We start from the raw sequence: 19,258 nt of genomic DNA, 5'->3' as shown, positions 1-19,258 counted from the left end.
ACAAGCATGATGAGCCGCTCTTTGAATGCGCTTTATGGCTGGCTGCTTCTGCTGCCAGCCATCGTGCTGCTCGCCGCGTTCACGCACTACCCGGCGCTGGCGACGCTATGGCACAGCTTTTTCTCCACCCCCAAGGGCGCGCGTCCGGCGCGCTACGTGGGGCTGGAGAACTACGCGCTCATGCGCGACGATCCGGTGTTCTGGCAGTCCCTGTGGAACAACCTGTGGTTCGCGCTGGGCACCATTCCCACCTCCATCGGCATCGCGCTGATCATGGCGCTCTGGGTCAACCGCAACCTGCGCGGGCGCGGGTTCCTGCGCATGGCCTACTTCACGCCCACGGTGCTGCCGATGGTGGCGGTGGCCAATATCTGGCTGTTCTTCTACACCCCGCAGTACGGCCTGATCGCGCAGGTGATGCAGCTTTTCGGCACGCCCGGGCCGAACTGGCTGGGCTCGCGCGAAACCGCGCTGCCGGCGCTGATGCTGGTGACCGTGTGGAAGGAAGCGGGCTTTTTCATGATCTTCTACCTGGCCGCCTTGCAGACCGTCTCGCCGTCGCTGCGCGAAGCCGCCATGCTCGAAGGCGCCTCGCGCTGGCAGTACTTCCGCCGCATCCTCTGGCCGCTCTTGATGCCGACCACGCTGTTCGTGCTCATCAACGCGCTGATCAACGCCTTCCGGCTGGTGGACCACGTCGTGGTCATGACGCGCGGCGGGCCGGACAACGCCAGCACGCTGCTGCTGTACTACATCTACCAGGTGGGTTTCAGTTTCTGGGACACGGCTTACGCCGCCACGCTGACCGTCGTGTTGCTGGTGGTGCTGGCGCTGACCGCGCTGGTCAAGTTCCGCTGGCTGGACCGCAGGACGCACTATCAATGAAAGACAAGCTCGATACCCTGGGCGCCTGGGCGCTCGGCCTGCTGTGGATCCTGCCCCTGGCGTACGCCATGTGGGCGGCGTTCCACCCGCCCGCCTACGCCACCCGCTTCGACCTGTTCGCGCCGCTGACGCTGGACAACTTCGTGCGGGCCTGGCATGCCGCGCCGTTCCCGCGCTACTTCCTCAACACCTTCCTGCTCGTCACGATGGTGCTGGCCGCGCAGCTGGTGCTGTCCACCCTGGCGGGCTATGCGTTCGCGCGCCTGGAATTCCGCGGCCGCGACTTCGTCTTCATGCTGGTGCTGCTGCAGCTGATGATCATGCCCGACGTGCTGCTGGTGGAGAACTACCGCTCCATGAGCCAGCTCGGCATCCGCGACACGGTGTTCGCCATCGGCCTGCCGTACTTCGCCTCGGCCTTCGGCATCTTCCTGTTGCGCCAGACCTTCAAGACCGTGCCGCGCGAACTCGAAGAGGCCGCCCGCATGGAGGGCGCCAACGCGCTGCAGATCCTGTGGAAGGTGTACGTGCCGCTGGCCAAGCCGATCTACGTGGCCTATGGGCTGGTGTCGGTCAGCCACCACTGGAACAACTTCCTGTGGCCGCTGATCATCACCAACTCGGTGGAGTCGCGCCCGCTGACGGTGGGGCTGCAGGTGTTCTCGTCCACCGATCAGGGCATCGACTGGTCGGTCATCACCGCCGCCACGCTGATGTCGGCCGCGCCGCTGCTGATCGCGTTCCTGCTGTTCCAGCGCCAGTTCGTGCAGTCGTTCATGCGGGCGGGGATCAGGTAGCGGCGGCCGATGGGTGCAGCGCGACAACTGTCGGGACAAGGGCCCCGGCGCAGAACGCGCGAAACCCATCGGGGCGAACCCCTTCTAATACCCCACCGTCAGCCCCGGCAGGTCCACCGTGATGCGCGGCCGTTCCAGCGCCAGCGCCAGGTTCTCGGCGAATTCGCGGGCTTCTTTTTCGTCGGTGGACAGGGTGTCGTAGCCGAGCGCGTCCGCCACGCCCAGCACCTTGTCCAGCAGCAGCACCTTGCCGCTGGGACGCAGGGGCTCGCAGCCCAGCGTTTCCCAGGCGCCGTCGAACCAGTCGCGGGCCTGGTTCTGGCGCTCGGGAGACGGTTCGACGTCGGCCGCGAGGTCCACGGAACGGCGGGGATCGAAAACGATGGTGATGTCGCTGCGCATGGGGGTTCCTTCAAAAGGCGTCAGCCCAGAAGCGTAGGGAAAAAAGCGCCGCCAGATTGTCGGTCCGGCGACATTGGCCCGCGGGTTACCAGCCGCGCGACACTTCCCAGGTGACTTCCGCGCCGGCCGCCAGCGACTGGCGCATCATGTCCAGCAGCGGGAAGGCGCGCTCCTTCATGCCCACCATGCGGGCCATCGGGGACACCGGCGGCTTGTCTTCGTCCTCGTCCTCGGCGCCTTCGTGGGCGCGCTGGTAGTCCTCGATCGCGCGCTCGATGCCGTCGATGGCGGGCTGCAGCTGTTCCACGGTGAAAACGCCGCGCTCCGGAATCTTGTCTCCGAAGGACTTGCCGGCGGCGTGCAGCAGCGCGCTGGCATGGTCGGTCAGCATCAGGACCTCGGCCACGACCTTGGAGTGAAAGGTGATCAACATATTCCGGTCTCCACAATGATTACTTACATACACTACCGCAACGCCCGGGGGATGCCAACTAGGGTCCCGCCCCGCGGATACGCCCGCGGGCCATCCGTCCCCCGCAGACCCCGCGCGCGCCGGGCCGCCCGCCAAATCAAGCTATGATTCAGGGGATTCCCGTGACAGGAGGGCCTGCGCCGCCCCGAAACCGGGCATGCGCGCGGCCGCCGGCCCACCGGCAGGCAGAGCGCCCCATCCTGTCCGCTCCGCCCCGCGCGGGCGCGTCCGTCACCAACTCAGAACTCTCCAGACGCCCATGCTCCTCGAGCAACAGAAACAGCTTATCTCCCTGATCCAGGCCGCCGTCGCGCAAAGCCTGCCCGACGCCGCCGCCGATGCGGCCCGGGCCAACGTGCTGCTGGAGCGCCCCAAGGTCGCCGCCCACGGCGACGTCGCCACCAACGTGGCCATGCAGCTGGCCAAGCCGGCCCGCCGCAACCCGCGCGAACTGGCCCAGGCCATCGTGGACGCGCTGATGGCGCAGCCCGGCGCGGCCGGCCTGGTCGAAAGCGCCGAGGTCGCCGGCCCCGGCTTCATCAACCTGCGCGTCACCGCCGCGGCCCGCCAGGCCGTCATCGCCGCCGTGGCCGAACAGGGCGCCGACTTCGGCCGCGCGCCCCGCAGCGGCGAGAAGATCCTGGTCGAATTCGTGTCGGCCAACCCCACCGGCCCGCTACACGTGGGCCATGCCCGCCAGGCCGCGCTGGGCGACGCCATCTGCCGCCTGTACGACGCCAGCGGCTGGGACGTGACCCGCGAGTTCTACTACAACGACGCCGGCAACCAGATCAACAACCTGGCCATCAGCGTGCAGGCGCGCGCCCGCGGCCTGAGCACCGATTCCCCCGAATGGCCGGCCGACGGCTACAAGGGCGACTACATCGCCGACATCGCGCGCGACTTCCAGGCCCGCGCCACCGTGCACTCCGACGGCGTGGACGTCACCGCCTCGGGCGACGTCGACAACCTGGACGACATCCGCGTCTTCGCCGTGGCCTACCTGCGCCGCGAGCAGGACCTGGACCTGCAGGCCTTCGGCCTGGCGTTCGACAATTACTACCTGGAAAGCTCGCTCTACACCTCCGGGCGGGTCGAGGCCACCGTGCAGGCGCTGATCGCCGGCGGCCACACCTACGAAGAAGGCGGCGCGCTGTGGCTGCGCACCACCGAGCTGGGCACGGGCGACGACAAAGACCGCGTCATGCGCAAGAGCGAGGGCGGCTACACCTACTTCGTGCCCGACGTGGCCTACCACAAGGCCAAATGGGAGCGCGGCTTCCACCGCGCCGTGAATATCCAGGGCAGCGACCACCACGGCACCGTGGCGCGCGTGCGCGCCGGCCTGCAGGCGCTGGAAGAGGGCATCCCCAAGGACTACCCGTCCTACGTGCTGCACAAGATGGTCAAGGTGATGCGCGGCGGCGAAGAGGTCAAGATCTCCAAGCGCGCCGGCAGCTACGTGACCATGCGCGACCTGATCGACTGGGTCGGCCGCGACGCGGTGCGCTACTTCCTGATCCAGCGCCGCGCCGATACCGAGTTCGTGTTCGACGTGGACCTGGCGCTGTCCAAGAGCGACGAGAACCCGGTCTACTACATCCAGTACGCGCACGCCCGCATCTGCTCGGTGATCGCCAACGCCGCCATGCCGGCCGCCGACGTGGCCCAGGCCGACGCCGCGCTGCTGACCGCCCCGACCGAATTCGCGCTGATGCAGCGCCTGGCCGAATTCCCCAACGTGATCGCGCTGGCCGCGCAGGAGCTGTCGCCGCACCACATCGCCTTCTGGCTGCGCGACTGCGCCTCGGACTTCCACGCCTGGTACAACGCCGAGCGCGTGCTGGTCGACGATACCGCGCTTAAGCTGGCGCGCCTGCGCCTGGCCTCGACCACGCGCCAGGTGCTGGCCAACGGGCTGGCGCTGTTGGGCGTCTCGGCGCCCGAGCGGATGTAACATCGGTTCATGGCAACCAAGCGCAAAACCTCCCGCCGTTCCTCCGGCGAAAGCGGCAGCACCCTGTACGGGGCGCTGGCCGGCCTGCTCCTCGGCCTGATCGTGGCCGCCGTCGTCGCCTTCTACGTCACCAAGGCGCCCGTGCCCTTCGTGGACCGGGCCAGCCGCCAGGGCGACACCGGCAAGCTGCCCGATCCCCGCCTGGCGCCCGACCCCAACGCCGGCCTGTACGGGCGCGACGGCGGCGCGGGCCCGGCCCCGACCGGCCCGACCGCGACGGCCCCCGCGCCGCTGCCCGGCGCAGGCACCGCCGCCCCCAAGACCGATGAGCCGCCCTCCAAGATGGACGACCTGGGTGCGCTGATCGCCACGCTGCCGTCCACCCGCCAGGCCGCCCCGGCCGCGCCCGCGCCCAGCGCCGCGCCGCCCACGCCGATCTCCAAGGCCCCGGCGCCGGCCGCCAAGCCGGCTCCCGCGGCCACCGGCACTTACTACCTGCAGGCCGGCGCATTCCGCGGCGAAAGCGATGCGGAGTCCCTCAAGGCCCGCATCATCCTGCTGGGCCTGCCGGTCGCGGTGCAGAAGGCCGAGGTCGGCGGCAAGCCCATCAACCGCGTCAGGGTGGGGCCGTTCGCCCGCCTGGACGACATGAACCGCGCCCGCGGCCGGCTGGGCGAGAACAAGATCGAAACCGCGGTGGTGCGCCAGTAAGCGGCCGTCCGCGGAGGCGGACGGAACTTATGCGGCCCCGCCCCTGTCTGTAACTTTTTTGCTCAGGAACCTCTCATCCATGCTGTCCCCCAAGATTATTCGCATCCTGGCCGCGGCCGCGTTGACCGCCACCACGTTCCTCAGCCCGGCGAGCCACGCCCAGGGCACGCAGCAATACGTGCCCATCAATCCGCCGCTGCCGTCGGACACCCCGGGCAAGGTGGAAGTGCTGGAGTTCTTCGCCTACACCTGCCCGCACTGCGCGGCGATCGAACCGCTGGTCGAGGACTGGGCCAAGACCAAGCCCGAGGATGTGGTGCTCAAGCAGGTTCCCATCGCCTTCAACGCCGGCATGAAGCCGCTGCAGCAGCTGTACTACACGCTGCTGGCCCTGGACCGCGCCGACCTGCATCCCAAGGTCTTCACCGCCATCCACGGCGAACACAAACGCCTGTTCGACAAGAAGGCCATGGGCGAATGGGTCGCCGCGCAAGGCGTGGACCGCGCCAAGTTCGACTCGGTATTCGATTCGTTCAGCGTGCAGACGCAGGTGCAGCGCGCCACCCAGCTGGCCGAGGCCTACCGCATCGAAGGCACGCCGTCCTTCGCCGTCGGCGGCAAGTTCATGACCTCGCCCGTCATGGCCGGCAACAGCTACGAAGGCGCGCTTAAGGAAGTCGACCGCCTGATCCCGATGGCGCGCAACTGACGCGCCCGGACCCCGGTCCGCAACGCCCCGAGCCTTCACTGGCCGGGGCGTTTTTTTGTGTCCGGGCCGCCGCGGCCACGCTACACTTTTCCCACAATAAATCGCCGCGGCGGCGGCATATCAAGGGGAGGAAGACATGAAACAGCAAATCCTGCGCGGCCGTGCAGCCGGCCTGTGCCTGGCGCTGGCCGCGGGCCTGGCGCATGCCAGCGACGCCGACGGCGTGAAGATCGGCGTGCTCACCGACATGGCGGGCGTGACCGCCGACGCCACCGGCAAGGGCTCGGTCGAGGCGGCCCGGCTGGCCATCGAGGAAATCGGCGGCAGCGTGCTGGGCAAGCCCATCTCGCTGGTGTCGGGCGACCACCAGCACCGCCCCGACATCGGCAGCAGCATGGTGCGCAAGTGGTACGACACCGACGGCGTGGACGTGGTGGTGGACGTGCCCAACTCCTCGGTGGCGCTGGCGGTGCAGGGCATCGCGCGCGAGAAGAAGAAACTGGTGCTGTTCTCCAGCCCCGGCACCACCGCGCTGTCGCAGGCGCAGTGCTCGCCCTACGGCGTGCAATGGACCTACACCACCTATGCGCTGTCGCGCGGCACGGCCACCGCGGTGGTCAACGAGGGCAACAAGCGCTGGTTCATCCTGGCGTCGGACTACGCCTTCGGCAAGCAGCTGGCGGCGGACACGGAAGCCGTGGTCAAGGCCAACGGCGGCGAGGTGGCCGGCACCGTCTACCACCCGCTGAATGCATCGGATTTCGCCTCCTTCCTGCTGCAGGCGCAGGCCTCCAAGGCGCAGATCATCGCCATCGCCAACGCGGGCGGCGACACCATATCGGCCATCAAGCAGGCGGCGGAATTCGGCATCGGCGGCGCGCAGCAACTGGCCGCCATGCTGCTGCTGATTACCGACGTCCACAGCCTGGGGCTGCAGGCCGCGCAGAAAACCTACCTGACCGTGCCGTCCTACTGGGACATGAACGCCGGCACGCGCGCCTTCGCCAAGAAATTCGAAGCCCGCGTGGGACGTCCGCCCACCTTCCTGCAGGCCGGCGTCTACGGCTCGGTGCGCCATTACCTGCAGGCCGTGAAGGCCGCCGGCACGGTCGAGGCCGACGCCGTCATGGCGAAGATGAAATCGCTGCCCATCGACGATCCGTTCAGCCTGAACGCGCGCATCCGCGAAGACGGCCTGGTGGTGCGCGACATGATGCTGGCGCAGGTCAAGACGCCGGCGCAGTCCAAGGCGCCGTGGGACTACTACAACATCGTGCGCACCATCCCGGGCGCCACGCTGGCCTGGCCCCTGTCGGACAGCCAGTGCCCGCTGGTCAAGCCATGACGCGGACGCTGGCGCTGGCCGATTTCGGCAGCTTCTACGCGGGCGGACGGCAGGTGCGCATCGACGGCCTGCCGCGACGCGACATCGCATTCACGCAAAGCGCCTCGCTGGCCTATGACCCCAACGGCCTCTACCACTTCGAGCAGGCCTACGTGCAGTACTTCATTCCGGCCGCGCTGGCGCATCCGCTGCCCATCGTGATGCTGCACGGCGGCGGCATGACCGGCGCGATGTGGGAGCAGACGCCGGACGGGCGGCCCGGCTGGATGCAGCATTTCCTGCGCCAGGGCCATGCGGTGTATGTGGTGGACAACGTCGAGCGCGGCCGCGCGGGCTGGGCGCCGTTCCAGGAAGTCTGGCCGGAGCCGCCCATCATCCGCAACGCCGAGGAAAGCTGGACGCTGTTTCGCTTCGGCCGCGCCGAGGACTACGCGGCGCGCCGGCCATTCGCGGGACAGCGCTTTCCGGTGGCGGCGTTCGACGCCTTCATCCGCCACGCGGTGCCGCGCTGGCTGGGCAACAACGATGCGGCGCTGCGGGGATTCTGCGCGGCGCTGGAGCGCGTGGGGCCGTGCCTGGTGATGGCGCACAGCCACGGCGGCGAGGTCGCCTACCGCGCGCTGCATGCGCGCCCGGACCTGGTGCGCGGCGTCATCGGCATCGAGCCCTCGGGCTTCTCGCCGGAGGTGGCGGCCGCGGCCGTGGCGGACAAGCCCTTTCTGTTCGTCTATGGCGACTACCTGGACGCGACGCCGCTGTGGGAAAAGCTGTGCGCCGCCGGCCAGGCCTATGCCGGCGAACTGGCGCGGCAGGGCGCGCGCGTGCAGACCTGGCGCCTGGCCGACATGGGCGTGGCCGGCAATTCGCACATGCCCATGATGGACGACAACAGCGACGATATCGCCGCGCGCATCGGCGCCTGGATACGCGGCGCGGCCGCCTGAGCGCGCCGCGCCGCCTTACTCGCGCACGGCGGCGGCCTTTTCCAGCGCCTGGGTCAGGTCGGCGATGATGTCCTCGGGCGATTCCAGGCCGATGTGCAGGCGCACCAGCGCGTTGTCGCCGTCGCCCCAGTAGCGGTGCTTGGCCAAGTCCTTGCCCGACACCAGCTGCACCAGGCTTTCGTAGCCGCCCCAGGAAAAGCCGATGCCGAAGAGCGTCAGCGAATCGACGAACACGCGCGCCGCCGCCGGCGACAGGCGCAGCTCGACCGACAGCATGCCGTTGGAGCCGGTGCAGTCGCGCTGCCACAGCGCATGGCCCGGGTCCTGCGGCCAGGCCGGATGGAACAGGCGCACGGTCTCGGGGCGGCTTTTGAAGAACTCGCACACCTGCAGCGCGTGGCGCGCGTGCTGGGCCATGCGGATGGGCATGGTGCGCACGCCGCGCAGCGCCAGCCAGGCGTCGTCGGCGCTGATGGAATAGCCCATCGCGTACTGCGTGCGGTTGAGCTTGCGGGCGATCTGTTCGTCGTTGGTGACCACCGCGCCCAGCATCAGGTCGGAGTGCCCGCCCACGTACTTGGTGCCGGCGATGACCGAGACCTGCGCCCCCAGGGTCAGCGGACGGTAGATATAGCCCGAGCCCCAGGTGTTGTCGGTGGCCAGCACCAGGCCGTGGCGCTGCGCCACGGCGGCCAGCGCGCCCATGTCCAGCATCTCGAACAGCAGCGAGCCCGGCGACTCCACGTACAGCAGGCGGGTGTTGGGACGGACCAGTTCGTCCAGGTCTTCGCCGGCCGCGAAATAGGTGATGTCGATGTTCATGCGCTTGAGCACGGCATCGTCCAGTTCGCGCATCGGCCCGTACACGCAGTCCGAGATCAGGGCGTGGTCGCCGGCCGAGCACAGCGCCAGCATCACCAGCGTCATGGCCGACAGGCCCGAGGGCGCCAGGTAGCAGTGCGTGCCGCCTTCGAGCTGGGTGAAGACCTGTTCGAGCGCGGCGTGCGTGTCCATGCCCATGCGGCCGTAGGTGGCCGCGCGGCCGCCGGCGGCCTTGCTGCGCTGCGCCTGCTCCAGCGCCGCCATGTTCGCGAAGCGCACCGTGCTGGCCCGCATCGGCGGCAGCGGCACCGGCGCGTTGCCGGTTTCGGGGTTGAACGGGGCGGTGCCCGCATGCTGCAAGAGCGTATCGATGTGTTTGGTAGGCATGTTCGTAAGAACGGCTGGCGGGTGGACGGAGGAAAACGGATAGGGTGAACCTTATCAGGCGGCGCGCGGCCTGTCCCGGATCAGCCGACCCAGGTGACGGTTTCGGACTGCGGCGCGCGGCGGGTGCGGTAGCTGTTGGCGGGATGCGCGGTATCGGCGTAGCCGAACGAAATGCCGCACACCACGCGGCGGTCGGCGGGCAGGCCCAGCACCTCGCGCAGCACTTCCGGATACATGGCCAGCGAGGCCTGCGGCACGGTCGCCACGCCGTTGGCCTGGGCCGCCAGCAGGAAATTGGCCACATACCCGCCGCAGTCCATCGCGCCGTATTCGCCCAGCGCCTCGTCGGTGGTGACGATGGCCACGTGCGGCGCGTCGAACAACTGGAAATTGCGCATTTCCTGGCGGCGGTAGGCCTCGCGGTCGCCGCGCGCCACGCCGACGGCCTCGTAGAGCTGGAAGCCGGCCTCGCGCCGCCGCGCCAGATAGGCGCCCTGGTACTCGCGCGGGAACGGAAAGTCCGGCGTGAAGCCGGCCTGCTGCGCGCGGCGCTGCAAGGCCTGGCGCAGGCGCTCGGTGCCCGCGCCCTCGGTGACCGCCACCTGCCAGGGCTGGCAGTTGCACCACGAAGCCGTGCGCTGCGCCAGCGCCAGGATGCGTTCGATGGTGGCGCGCTCCACCGCTTCGGGCAGGAACGCGCGGCAGCTGTGACGGGCGTGCAGCCAGGCTTCGAGCGCGGCGTCGGGGCGCGGATCTTGGGCGTCTTGCGGGCGGGACGTGGCGGCGGCGGGCATGGGTCGGGGTCTCCTGGTTCGGGTCTGGTGGTTCGTCTTTGCCTTTATCATGCCATTTCCGGCCCGCCCCGTAGCGGCCCCTCGCTTGCGGACATCTCCATGCTGCCCCTAGACACCCTGATCGCATTCTTCGGCATCGCCGTCCTGCTGGCCCTGACCCCGGGGCCGGACAACCTGTTCGTGCTGATGCAATCGGCCATCTGGGGCCGCAAGGCGGGCATGCTGGTGGTGTTCGGGCTGTGCACCGGGCTGCTGGTCCATACGGCCGCCGTGGCCGTGGGGCTGGCCGCCGTGTTCGCGGCCTCGCCGGTGGCCTTCACCGTGCTCAAGCTGGCCGGCGCCGCCTACCTGGCCTATCTGGCGTGGCAGATCCTGCGCGCGCCGGTCGGCGGCGAGACGGGCGCCGCCCCGGCGCCCATGAAGCCGGGCGCGCTGTACCGCCGCGGCATCGTGATGAACCTGACCAACCCCAAGGTGCTGCTGTTCTTCTTCGCGTTCCTGCCGCAGTTCACCTCGCCGGCGCAGGGACCGGTGGGCGCGCAGACCATGCAGCTGGGCGCCGTGTTCATGCTGTCCACGCTGCTGGTGTTCGGCGCGATCGCGTTTTTCTCGGGCGCGTTCGGCGAACTGCTGCAGCGCTCGGTCCGCGCCAAGCGCTGGCTCAACCGCATCGCCGCGCTGGTGTTCGTGGGCCTGGCGCTGCGGCTGGCGACGGCGTCGCGCTGAGGCGCGCGACGCCTGCGCTCAGGCGGCCGAAAAGCGGACGATGCCGTCGGTTCCCAGTTCGCGCTTGAGCCTGCCCTCGAAGTACAGCGCATGCAGGTGCGCCAGCGCCTCGCCCATGGCGAAGGTCAGCTGGTGCAGGTCGAGCTTGCGCTTGAACAGCACGGGCACGATGTCCGAGGTGGACTGGGGCTGGCCGGCACAGGCCTCCAGCACTTCCGCCAGGCGGTCGCGATGGTGCTCGTGCTGCTGGGCGATGCGTTCGTGCAGGCCCTTGAAAGGGCGGCCGTGCGCCGGCAGCACCAGCGTGTCGCGCGGCAGGTCGGCGTAGCGGTCCAGCGAGCGCAGGTACAGCGGCAGCGGGTTGGCGTCGGGCTCGTAGTCGAACACGCTGACGTTGGTGGAAATGCGCGGCAGCACCATGTCGCCGGAAATCAGCACCGCCAAGTCCGGCGAGAACAGCGAGGCGTGTTCCGGCGCATGGCCGTAGCCGACGATCACGCGCCAGTCGCGCCCGCCGATGCGGACCTGGTCGCCGTGCATGATGCGGGTGTAGCGCGCGGGCACCGACGGCACCAGGTTGGGGTAGTAATTGGCGCGCTGGCGGATCTGTTCCTGCGCGCCGGGATCGGTCAGGCCGTGGCGCGCGAAGTGGTCGACCGCCGCCTGGCCGCCGGGGCCGGCGCCCGCGTCCGTGCGGCGCGAGGACCACAGCGAGGCCACCATGAAGTCGGTCATGGTCATCCACAGGCGCGCGTTCCAGCGCTCGCACAGCCAGTCGGCCAGGCCGACGTGGTCGGGGTGCATGTGGGTGACCAGCACCCGCAGCACGGGCAGGCCGTCGAGTTCGTTCTCGAAGACCTGCTCCCACAGGGTCTTGACCTCGTCGCGCGCGATGCCGCAATCGACGATGGTCCAGCCCTCGCGGCCGTCGATGTTGTCGCGCAACAGCCAGAGATTGATATGATCCAGCGCGAACGGCAAAGGCATGCGGATCCACTTGACGCCATCGGCCACCACATGCGCGCGGCCCGCTTCCGGCTGGAAGTCGGCCCAGGGGTACTGCAGTTTCTGCTCGTTGGGGTTCATCGCCTCTCTCGCTCCACGCTTGACGTTCCGGTCAAGTCATCATAATTTACGTTTACGTAAACTGCCACAGCTCGCATGTCCTCGTCAACCTGGACCATCTCCGAACTCGCACGCGAATTCGACGTCACGCCCCGCACGATCCGCTTCTATGAAGATCAGGGGATCGTCAGCCCGGCGCGCGAGGGGCGCAACCGCATCTTCGGCCCGCGCGACCGCACGCGGCTGAAGCTGGCCCTGCGCGGCAAGCGGCTGGGCCTGCAGCTGTCGGAGATCCTGACCCTGATCGACATGTACGACGGGCCCGGCGACACCGAGGTCCAGCTGCGCCAGTACCTCAGCGTACTCCAACAGCATCGCGCCACGCTGGAGCAGCAGCGCCGCGACATCGAGGACACCCTGCGGGAAATCGCGCAGCAGGAGCGGCAATGCCGCGAGCTGCTGGCGCAGAAACCCTGAGACGCCGCGGCCGCGCGATCACTGCGCCTTGATGCCGCCAGCCTCGATGACGCGGGCGTTGTTGGCGTATTCCTCCTGCACCTGTTTGGCGAAGGCCGCGCCGGCGGCGGTGCCCGGCTGCAGGTAGGACTTGGCCAGCAGGTCCTTGAATTCCGCGCTGGCCACGGCCCTGGCCAGCGCCGCCTGCAGCGGCTGCGCCACGGCGGGCGGCAGGTTCGCCGGGGCGAACACGCCGAAGTTGGAGTAGTACTGCGCCTGCGGCAGCTTGAGCTCGGCCATGGTCGGCACCTCGGGCCAGGCCGCCAGGCGCTGCGGCGCCATCACGGCCAGCGGCTTGAGCGCGCCGCTGGCGACGTGCGGCAGCACCACGTCGCTATTGACCACCAGCAGCTCCACCACGCCGCCCAGGCCGTCGGTCAGCGCCTGGCTGTTGCCGCGGTAGGGCACGTGCAGCATTCTGGCGCCGGTCCCGGCCGTGACCGCCGCCATGCCGATGTGGGCCACGGTGCCCTGGCCCGGCGTGCCGTAGCGCACGCCATCGGGATGCGCCCTGGCGTATTCGACCAGGCCGGCGAAGTCCCGCACCGGCAGCGCCTTGGTCGCGACGATGGCCACGGGCGCGACCGCCACGCTGGCCAGCGGCGTCAGGTCCTTCATCGGGTCGTAGTTGGTCTTGGACAGGTGCGGATAGATGGTCAGCGGGCTGGTGGAGGCCAGCAGCAGCGTGGCGCCGTCGGGCTGCGCGCGCGCCACGAAGTCGGTGCCCAGCGACGCGCCGGCGCCCGGCTTGTTCTCGACGATGACGGTGGCGTTGGCCTCTTTGCGCAGCACTTCGCCCAGGCGGCGCCCGATCGCGTCGGCGCTGCCGCCGGCGGTGTAGGGCACCACCAGCGTCACCGGCCTGGCCGGCCAGTCCTGCGCCAGCGCGCCGCCGGCCATGATCGCCAGGGCCGCCCCCGCGGCCCCGATCAGCAGAGTCTTCTTTTTCATATCGTCCTGTCGTGGATGTTGCGTGGAAGGGATGCGCTCAGGCCAGGTAGCGCTGGGCCAGGCGGATCCAGTAGGAGGCGCCGGCCGGAATCAGGGCGTCGTTGAAGTCGTAGCTGGCGTTGTGCAGCATGCACGGGCCCAGGCCGTGGCCGGCCATGCGGTGCTCGCCGTCGCCGTTGCCCAGGAACACGTAGCAGCCGGGTTTCTCCTGCAGCAGGAAGGCGAAGTCCTCGGACGCCATGGCCGGCTCGATCACGCGCGCATGGTCCTCGCCCGCGACCTCGCGCATGACTTCCATGCAGAACTCGGTCTCGGCCGCCGTGTTGACCAGGGCCGGGTAGCGGCGCTCGAAGAACACCTCGGCCTCGCAGCCGTGGGCCGCCGCGATGCTGCCCGCGATCTCGTTCATGCGCCGCTCGATCAGGTCGACCACGCCGGTGCTGTAGGCGCGCACCGAGCCGCCCAACCAGGCCGAATCCGGAATCACGTTGATGACGCTGCCGCCGGCCTGCACCTGCGTGATCGACAGCACCGCGGCGTCCAGCGGCCGCTTGCTGCGCGTCAGGATGGTCTGCAGCGACTGGCCGATGGCGAACAGCGCCGGCACCGGATCGCTGCAGTCCTGCGGCGCGGCGGCGTGGCCGCCCTTGCCGCGCACCGTGATCCTGAAGCCGTTGGCGGCCGCCATCATGGGGCCGGCGCAGACGCCGAAGGTGCCCGCCGGCAAGCCCGGCCAGTTGTGCATGCCGAACACCGCCTCGCAGGGGAAGCGCTCGAACAGGCCGTCCTGGATCATGGCGCGCCCGCCCGCGCCGCCTTCCTCGGCCGGCTGGAAGCACAGGTACACCGTGCCGTCGAAACCGCCTGCCGTCTGCAGGTGGCGCGCCGCGGCCAGCAGCATGGCGGTGTGGCCGTCGTGGCCGCAGCCGTGCATCTTGCCGTCATGGCGCGAGCGGTGCTCGAACTGGTTTTCTTCCTGCATGGGCAGCGCGTCCATGTCGGCGCGCAGCATGATGGCGCGCGCCGACGCGCCGCGCCGGATCACGCCGACCACGCCGGTCTTGGCGATGCCGGTATGCACCTCGATGCCCCAGCCGCGCAGCGTGTCCGCCACCACCTGGGCCGTGCGGTGCTCTTCGTAACAGAGCTCCGGATGGGCATGCAGATCGCGCCGCAGCGCCACGATTTCGTCCAGATGGGATAGTTCCAGCACAGCAACTCCGTCACAGTCATTTAGGTTTGAAAGACCTCTGGAATGGTACAGAGGGGCGCCCGCCGGCAAGAATCCGTTTCCCTAGGGATAACCCGTATCCAATTTACGTTTACGTAAACGTAATATTTGCACTGCATCATTGCCTGGCGACTGCCGATCGGCGCATGATGAGCCTCTCGGACAATTCGGCGGCGCCACCGGAGCGCCCATATAAAAGTAAGCACCTACTATCACGGAGAACGCGATGAATCTTCCCGGCCTGAACTTCGACCTGGGCGAAGATCTGGACATGCTGCGCGACGCGGTGCGCACTTTCGCGCAGGCCGAGATCGCGCCGCGCGCTGCAGAAATCGACCGCAACGACCAGTTCCCCATGGACCTCTGGCGCAAGTTCGGCGATCTCGGCGTGCTGGGCATGACGGCCGACGAGGAATACGGCGGCGCCAACCTGGGCTACCTGGCCCACATGGTCGTGATGGAGGAGATTTCCCGCGCCAGCGCCTCGGTCGGCCTGTCCTACGGCGCGCACTCCAACCTGTGCGTCAACCAGATCAACCGCAACGGCACGCCGGCCCAGAAGGCCAAGTACCTGCCCAAGCTGATCTCCGGCGAACACGTGGGCGCGCTGGCCATGAGCGAGCCGGGCGCCGGCTCCGACGTGGTCAGCATGAAGCTGCGCGCCGACAAGAAGGGCGACCGCTACGTGCTCAACGGCAGCAAGATGTGGATCACCAACGGCCCCGACGCCGACACCCTGGTGGTCTACGCCAAGACCGATCCCGAGGCGCACCAGCGCGGCATCACCGCCTTCCTGGTGGAAAAGGGTTTCAAGGGCTTTTCCGTGGCGCAGAAGCTGGACAAGCTGGGCATGCGCGGCAGCCACACCGGCGAACTGGTGTTCCAGGACTGCGAAATCCCCGAGGAAAACGTGCTGGGCCAGGTCAACGGCGGCGTCAAGGTGCTGATGAGCGGCCTGGACTACGAGCGCGCCGTCCTGTCCGGCGGCCCGCTGGGCATCATGCAGGCCGTGATGGACGTGGTCGTGCCCTACATCCACGACCGTAAGCAGTTCGGCCAGGCCATCGGCGAATTCCAGCTGATCCAGGGCAAGGTCGCCGATCTCTACACCACGCTGCAGGCCAGCCGCGCCTTCTGCTACCAGGTCGGCAAGAACCTGGACAAGCTGGGTTCGGAACACGTGCGCCAGGTGCGCAAGGACTGCGCCGCGCTGATCCTGTACACGGCCGAGAAAGCCACCTGGATGGCCGGCGAAGGCGTGCAGATCCTGGGCGGCAACGGCTACATCAACGAGTATCCGGTGGGACGCCTGTGGCGCGACGCCAAGCTGTACGAGATCGGCGCCGGCACCAGCGAGATCCGCCGCATGCTGATCGGCCGCGAGCTGTTCAACGAAACCGCCTGAGCGCCCCGCCATGATCCGCATGTCCGACGTCCAGCACATCGAGCAGGCTCCCGCGCCGGGGCCCTCGCCGCTGGAGGTCGCGCAGCTGATCCTGGCGGGCTTCGACCGCCATTACGCGCTGTTCCGCTACAGCGCCCAGCGCGCCAAGGCGCTGTTCGAATCCGGCGACTGGCACGGCATCCAGCACCTGTCGCGCGAGCGCATCGAGTACTACGACATGCGGGTGCGCGAATGCGCCGCGCAGCTCGAAGGCGCGCTGCGCGGCCGTCCGGGCGGCGCCCATGCGTCCAATGGCTCCAATGGCGCCAACGGGGCGGACGCTCCCGCGCCGCTGGCGCCGGCGCAGACCGCGTTCTGGCAGCAGGTCAAGCACGAATACGTGAGCCTGCTGGGCGACCACCGCCAGCCCGAATGCGCCGAGACCTTCTTCAACTCGGTCTCGTGCCGCATCCTGCACCGCGACTATTTCCACAACGATTTCCTGTTCGTGCGCCCGGCCGTGGCCACCGACTACCTGGACAGCCGCAAGCCTTCGTACCGGGTGTACTACCCCGTGGCCGAAGGCCTGCAGGCCAGCCTGATCCGCATGGTGGCGGACTTCGGGCTGGCGCTGCCCTTCGAAGACCTGCCGCGCGACACGCGCCTGCTGGCGCGCGCAGCCGTCAGGCAGCTGCGCGCCCAGCTGCCGCGCCACGTGGGCCGGCGCATCGCCAGCGACTGCCAGGTCCATGCGCTGGGTTCGCTGTTCTTCCGCAACAAGGGCGCCTATATCGTCGGACGCCTGATCAACCAGTCCACGGTCTATCCGTTCGCCGTGGCGCTGATGCGCAATCCCGCCGGCCAGGTCCGGCTAGATGCGCTGCTGCTGGGCGCCGACGATCTCAGCACGCTGTTCAGCTTCACCCGCGCCTACTTCCTGGTCGACATGGAAACGCCGGCCGCGGTGGTGGATTTCCTGTCCAGCCTGCTGCCGCGCAAGCCCAAGGCCGAGCTCTACACCATGATCGGCCTGCAGAAGCAGGGCAAGACGCTGTTCTACCGCGATTTCCTGCACCACCTGGCCCACTCGCACGATGCGTTCGACATCGCGCCCGGCATCAAGGGCATGGTCATGTGCGTGTTCACGCTGCCGTCCTATCCCTACGTGTTCAAGCTCATCAAGGACCGCATCGACAAGGACGGCATGGACCACGCCACCGTGCGCCGCAAGTACCAGATGGTCAAGCTGCACGACCGCGTGGGCCGCATGGCCGACACCTGGGAGTATTCGCAGGTGGCGCTGCCGCGCAGCCGCTTCGCCCCGGCGCTGCTGGAGGAACTGCGCCGGCTGGTTCCCAGCCTGATCGAGGAATCGGGCGACACCGTGGTCATCCGCCACGTCTACATCGAACGGCGGATGACGCCGCTGAATCTGTACCTGCAGCAGGCCGGCGACGCGCTGCTGGAACCGGCGGTGCGCGAGTACGGCGACGCGATCCGGCAGCTGGCCGCGGCCAACATCTTCCCCGGCGACATGCTGTACAAGAACTTCGGCGTCACGCGCCTGGGCCGCGTGGTCTTCTATGACTACGACGAAATCCAGCGCATGACCGAAATGAATTTCCGACGCATCCCGCCCGCGCCCAACGAAGAGGCGGAAATGGCGTCGGAACCCTGGTACGCCATCGGCCCGAACGACGTTTTTCCGGAAGAATTCGGACGCTTCCTGCTGGGCGATGCGCGCGTGCGCGGCGCGTTCATGCGTCACCATGCCGACCTGCTGGAACCGGAATGGTGGCAGGCCTGCCGGGCCCATGTCGCGCAGGGCCGGATTGAAGAATTTTTCCCTTACGATACGGACAGACGCCTGCGTCCCGCCCGCCTTCAGGGCGCCGACGCGGCCTCGTAACCCGAGCTGTCCCGACCCTCACAGGAGCTAGTCATGTCAGATCCCATCGTCATCGTTTCCGTCGCCCGCACCCCCATGGGCGGCATGCTGGGCGCCTTGTCCGGCCTGGCCGCGCACGAGCTGGGTTCGGTCGCCATCAAGGCCGCCGTCGAACGTGCGGGCATCAAGCCCGAACAGGTCGAAGAAGTCATCATGGGCAACGTGCTGCAGGCCGGCCAGGGCCAGGCGCCGGCGCGCCAGGCCGCGCTGGGCGCGGGCCTGCCCCTGGGCGTGTCTTGCACCACCATCCACAAGGTGTGCGGCTCGGGCCTGAAGGCCGCCATGTTCGGCCACGACCTGCTGGCCGCGGGCACCGCCAACGTGGTCGTCGCCGGCGGCCAGGAAAGCATGAGCAACGCGCCGTACCTGCTGCTCAAGGGCCGCCAGGGCTATCGCTACGGCCACAGCACCGTCTACGACCACATGGCCCTGGACGGCCTGGAAGACGCCTATGACAAGGGCAAGGCCATGGGCGTGTTCGCCGAAGACTGCGCGGCCAAGTATTCCTTCACCCGCGAGCAGCAGGACGCCTTCTCGCTGGAATCGCTGCGCCGCGCCCGCGCCGCGTCCGAGGACGGCAGCTTCAAGTGGGAAATCGCCCCCGTCACCGTCGCCGGCCGCAAGGGCGACACCGTCATCGACACCGACGAGGCGCCCGCCAAGGCCATGCCGGAGAAAATCCCCACGCTCAAGCCCGCCTTCAAGAAGGACGGCACCGTCACCGCCGCCAACTCGTCCTCGATCTCCGACGGCGCGGCCGCCATGGTGCTGATGCGCGCCTCCACCGCCGAGAAGCTCGGCGTCAAGCCGCTGGCCCGCATCGTGGCCCACAGCCAGCACTCGCAGGAACCCAACTGGTTCACCACCGCCCCGGTCGGCGCGCTGAAGAACCTGTTCGCCAAGACCGGCTGGAAGGCCGAGGACGTGGACCTGTACGAGATCAACGAAGCCTTCGCCGTGGTGACCATGGCCGCCATGGCCGACTTCAAGCTGCCGCATGAAAAGGTCAACGTCCACGGCGGCGCGACCGCCCTGGGCCACCCCATCGGCGCCTCGGGCGCGCGCCTGATGGCCACGCTGATCGGCGCGCTGCGCAAGACCGGCGGCAAGCGCGGCGTGGCCACGCTGTGCATCGGCGGCGGCGAAGCCGTGGCCATGGCCATCGAGATGGTCTGAAGCACCGCTACGGTCCGGAGCGCGCCGCGCTTCGGA

19 protein-coding genes are annotated in these 19,258 nt (G+C 68.7%); 12 read left to right on the top strand and 7 right to left on the bottom strand.

The features are described 5' to 3' along the window. Window positions 1-9: 9 nt before the first annotated feature. Window positions 10-885: a carbohydrate ABC transporter permease gene (locus AC1M14_RS00505; protein ID WP_102772972.1), complete on the top strand. Its 876-nt coding sequence runs from the start codon at window positions 10-12 to the stop codon at window positions 883-885. Next, window positions 882-1,682 carry a carbohydrate ABC transporter permease gene (locus AC1M14_RS00500; protein ID WP_102772971.1) on the top strand — a complete coding sequence of 267 codons (801 nt, stop codon included), beginning with the start codon at window positions 882-884 and terminating at the stop codon, window positions 1,680-1,682. The genes AC1M14_RS00505 and AC1M14_RS00500 overlap by 4 nt, the downstream gene beginning before the upstream one ends. Before the next feature lie 84 nt (window positions 1,683-1,766). On the opposite strand, the gene AC1M14_RS00495 is transcribed toward AC1M14_RS00500, so the two are convergent. Next, complete coding sequence (locus tag AC1M14_RS00495; RefSeq protein ID WP_102772970.1) at window positions 1,767-2,084, bottom strand: hypothetical protein; 318 nt, start codon at window positions 2,082-2,084, stop codon at window positions 1,767-1,769. An 85-nt stretch (window positions 2,085-2,169) separates the two neighbouring features. Then, on the bottom strand, window positions 2,170-2,517 hold the full coding sequence (locus AC1M14_RS00490) for a DUF1840 domain-containing protein (protein ID WP_111826221.1): 348 nt from the start codon (window positions 2,515-2,517) through the stop codon (window positions 2,170-2,172). 298 nt (window positions 2,518-2,815) lie between these two features. Between AC1M14_RS00490 and argS the strand changes: the two genes are divergently transcribed. The 5 genes from argS (at window position 2,816) to AC1M14_RS00465 (ending at window position 8,222) form a co-directional block, all read left to right on the top strand. After that, complete coding sequence (gene argS / locus AC1M14_RS00485) at window positions 2,816-4,513, top strand: arginine--tRNA ligase (protein WP_209165486.1); 1,698 nt, start codon at window positions 2,816-2,818, stop codon at window positions 4,511-4,513. A gap of 9 nt (window positions 4,514-4,522) precedes the next feature. Beyond that, the gene (locus AC1M14_RS00480) at window positions 4,523-5,224 is read left to right on the top strand and encodes an SPOR domain-containing protein (protein ID WP_102772967.1); all 702 of its coding nucleotides are present in this window, start codon (window positions 4,523-4,525) and stop codon (window positions 5,222-5,224) included. 79 nt (window positions 5,225-5,303) lie between these two features. Continuing rightward, entirely contained in the window at window positions 5,304-5,933 is a 630-nt protein-coding gene (locus AC1M14_RS00475; protein WP_102772966.1) for a thiol:disulfide interchange protein DsbA/DsbL, read from the top strand. A 136-nt stretch (window positions 5,934-6,069) separates the two neighbouring features. Next, window positions 6,070-7,278 carry an ABC transporter substrate-binding protein gene (locus tag AC1M14_RS00470; protein ID WP_479730753.1) on the top strand — a complete coding sequence of 403 codons (1,209 nt, stop codon included), beginning with the start codon at window positions 6,070-6,072 and terminating at the stop codon, window positions 7,276-7,278. Continuing rightward, entirely contained in the window at window positions 7,275-8,222 is a 948-nt protein-coding gene (locus AC1M14_RS00465) for an alpha/beta hydrolase (protein ID WP_479730752.1), read from the top strand. Before AC1M14_RS00470 ends, AC1M14_RS00465 begins: the two co-directional genes overlap by 4 nt. Before the next feature lie 15 nt (window positions 8,223-8,237). On the opposite strand, the gene metC is transcribed toward AC1M14_RS00465, so the two are convergent. Both metC and AC1M14_RS00455 read right to left on the bottom strand, forming a co-directional pair. Next, complete coding sequence (metC, locus tag AC1M14_RS00460; protein WP_102772963.1) at window positions 8,238-9,431, bottom strand: cystathionine beta-lyase; 1,194 nt, start codon at window positions 9,429-9,431, stop codon at window positions 8,238-8,240. 80 nt (window positions 9,432-9,511) lie between these two features. After that, window positions 9,512-10,225: a nitroreductase gene (locus AC1M14_RS00455; protein ID WP_102772962.1), complete on the bottom strand. Its 714-nt coding sequence runs from the start codon at window positions 10,223-10,225 to the stop codon at window positions 9,512-9,514. A gap of 99 nt (window positions 10,226-10,324) precedes the next feature. Between AC1M14_RS00455 and AC1M14_RS00450 the strand changes: the two genes are divergently transcribed. After that, complete coding sequence (locus AC1M14_RS00450; RefSeq protein WP_209166043.1) at window positions 10,325-10,951, top strand: LysE family translocator; 627 nt, start codon at window positions 10,325-10,327, stop codon at window positions 10,949-10,951. A gap of 18 nt (window positions 10,952-10,969) precedes the next feature. On the opposite strand, the gene AC1M14_RS00445 is transcribed toward AC1M14_RS00450, so the two are convergent. After that, complete coding sequence (locus AC1M14_RS00445; RefSeq protein WP_111826227.1) at window positions 10,970-12,037, bottom strand: MBL fold metallo-hydrolase; 1,068 nt, start codon at window positions 12,035-12,037, stop codon at window positions 10,970-10,972. Between the two features lie 75 nt (window positions 12,038-12,112). Here AC1M14_RS00445 and AC1M14_RS00440 point away from each other — a divergent pair, with 75 nt between their 5' ends. Further along, the gene (locus AC1M14_RS00440; RefSeq protein ID WP_102772960.1) at window positions 12,113-12,493 is read left to right on the top strand and encodes a MerR family transcriptional regulator; all 381 of its coding nucleotides are present in this window, start codon (window positions 12,113-12,115) and stop codon (window positions 12,491-12,493) included. An 18-nt stretch (window positions 12,494-12,511) separates the two neighbouring features. Here the strand turns inward: AC1M14_RS00440 and AC1M14_RS00435 are convergent, their stop codons facing one another. Then, window positions 12,512-13,483: a tripartite tricarboxylate transporter substrate binding protein gene (locus AC1M14_RS00435; protein WP_209166042.1), complete on the bottom strand. Its 972-nt coding sequence runs from the start codon at window positions 13,481-13,483 to the stop codon at window positions 12,512-12,514. Window positions 13,484-13,520: 37 nt separating this feature from the next. Further along, a complete protein-coding gene (locus tag AC1M14_RS00430; protein WP_111826229.1) occupies window positions 13,521-14,696 on the bottom strand; it encodes a M20 aminoacylase family protein in 1,176 nt (391 codons plus the stop codon). A 244-nt stretch (window positions 14,697-14,940) separates the two neighbouring features. On the opposite strand from AC1M14_RS00430, the gene AC1M14_RS00425 reads away from it, so the two are divergent. The 3 genes from AC1M14_RS00425 to AC1M14_RS00415 are packed head-to-tail and all read left to right on the top strand — an operon-like array spanning window position 14,941 to window position 19,222. Beyond that, entirely contained in the window at window positions 14,941-16,119 is a 1,179-nt protein-coding gene (locus AC1M14_RS00425; RefSeq protein ID WP_102772958.1) for an isovaleryl-CoA dehydrogenase, read from the top strand. A 10-nt stretch (window positions 16,120-16,129) separates the two neighbouring features. Further along, complete coding sequence (gene aceK, locus AC1M14_RS00420; RefSeq protein ID WP_479730751.1) at window positions 16,130-18,007, top strand: bifunctional isocitrate dehydrogenase kinase/phosphatase; 1,878 nt, start codon at window positions 16,130-16,132, stop codon at window positions 18,005-18,007. A gap of 33 nt (window positions 18,008-18,040) precedes the next feature. Further along, window positions 18,041-19,222 (top strand): acetyl-CoA C-acetyltransferase, encoded by a 1,182-nt coding sequence (locus tag AC1M14_RS00415; protein ID WP_102772956.1) that lies wholly within the window; start codon window positions 18,041-18,043, stop codon window positions 19,220-19,222. Window positions 19,223-19,258: the final 36 nt, after the last annotated feature.

This window comes from Achromobacter sp. SX5, from assembly GCF_056711425.1.
This window is presented reverse-complemented; position numbering and strand designations above follow the sequence as displayed.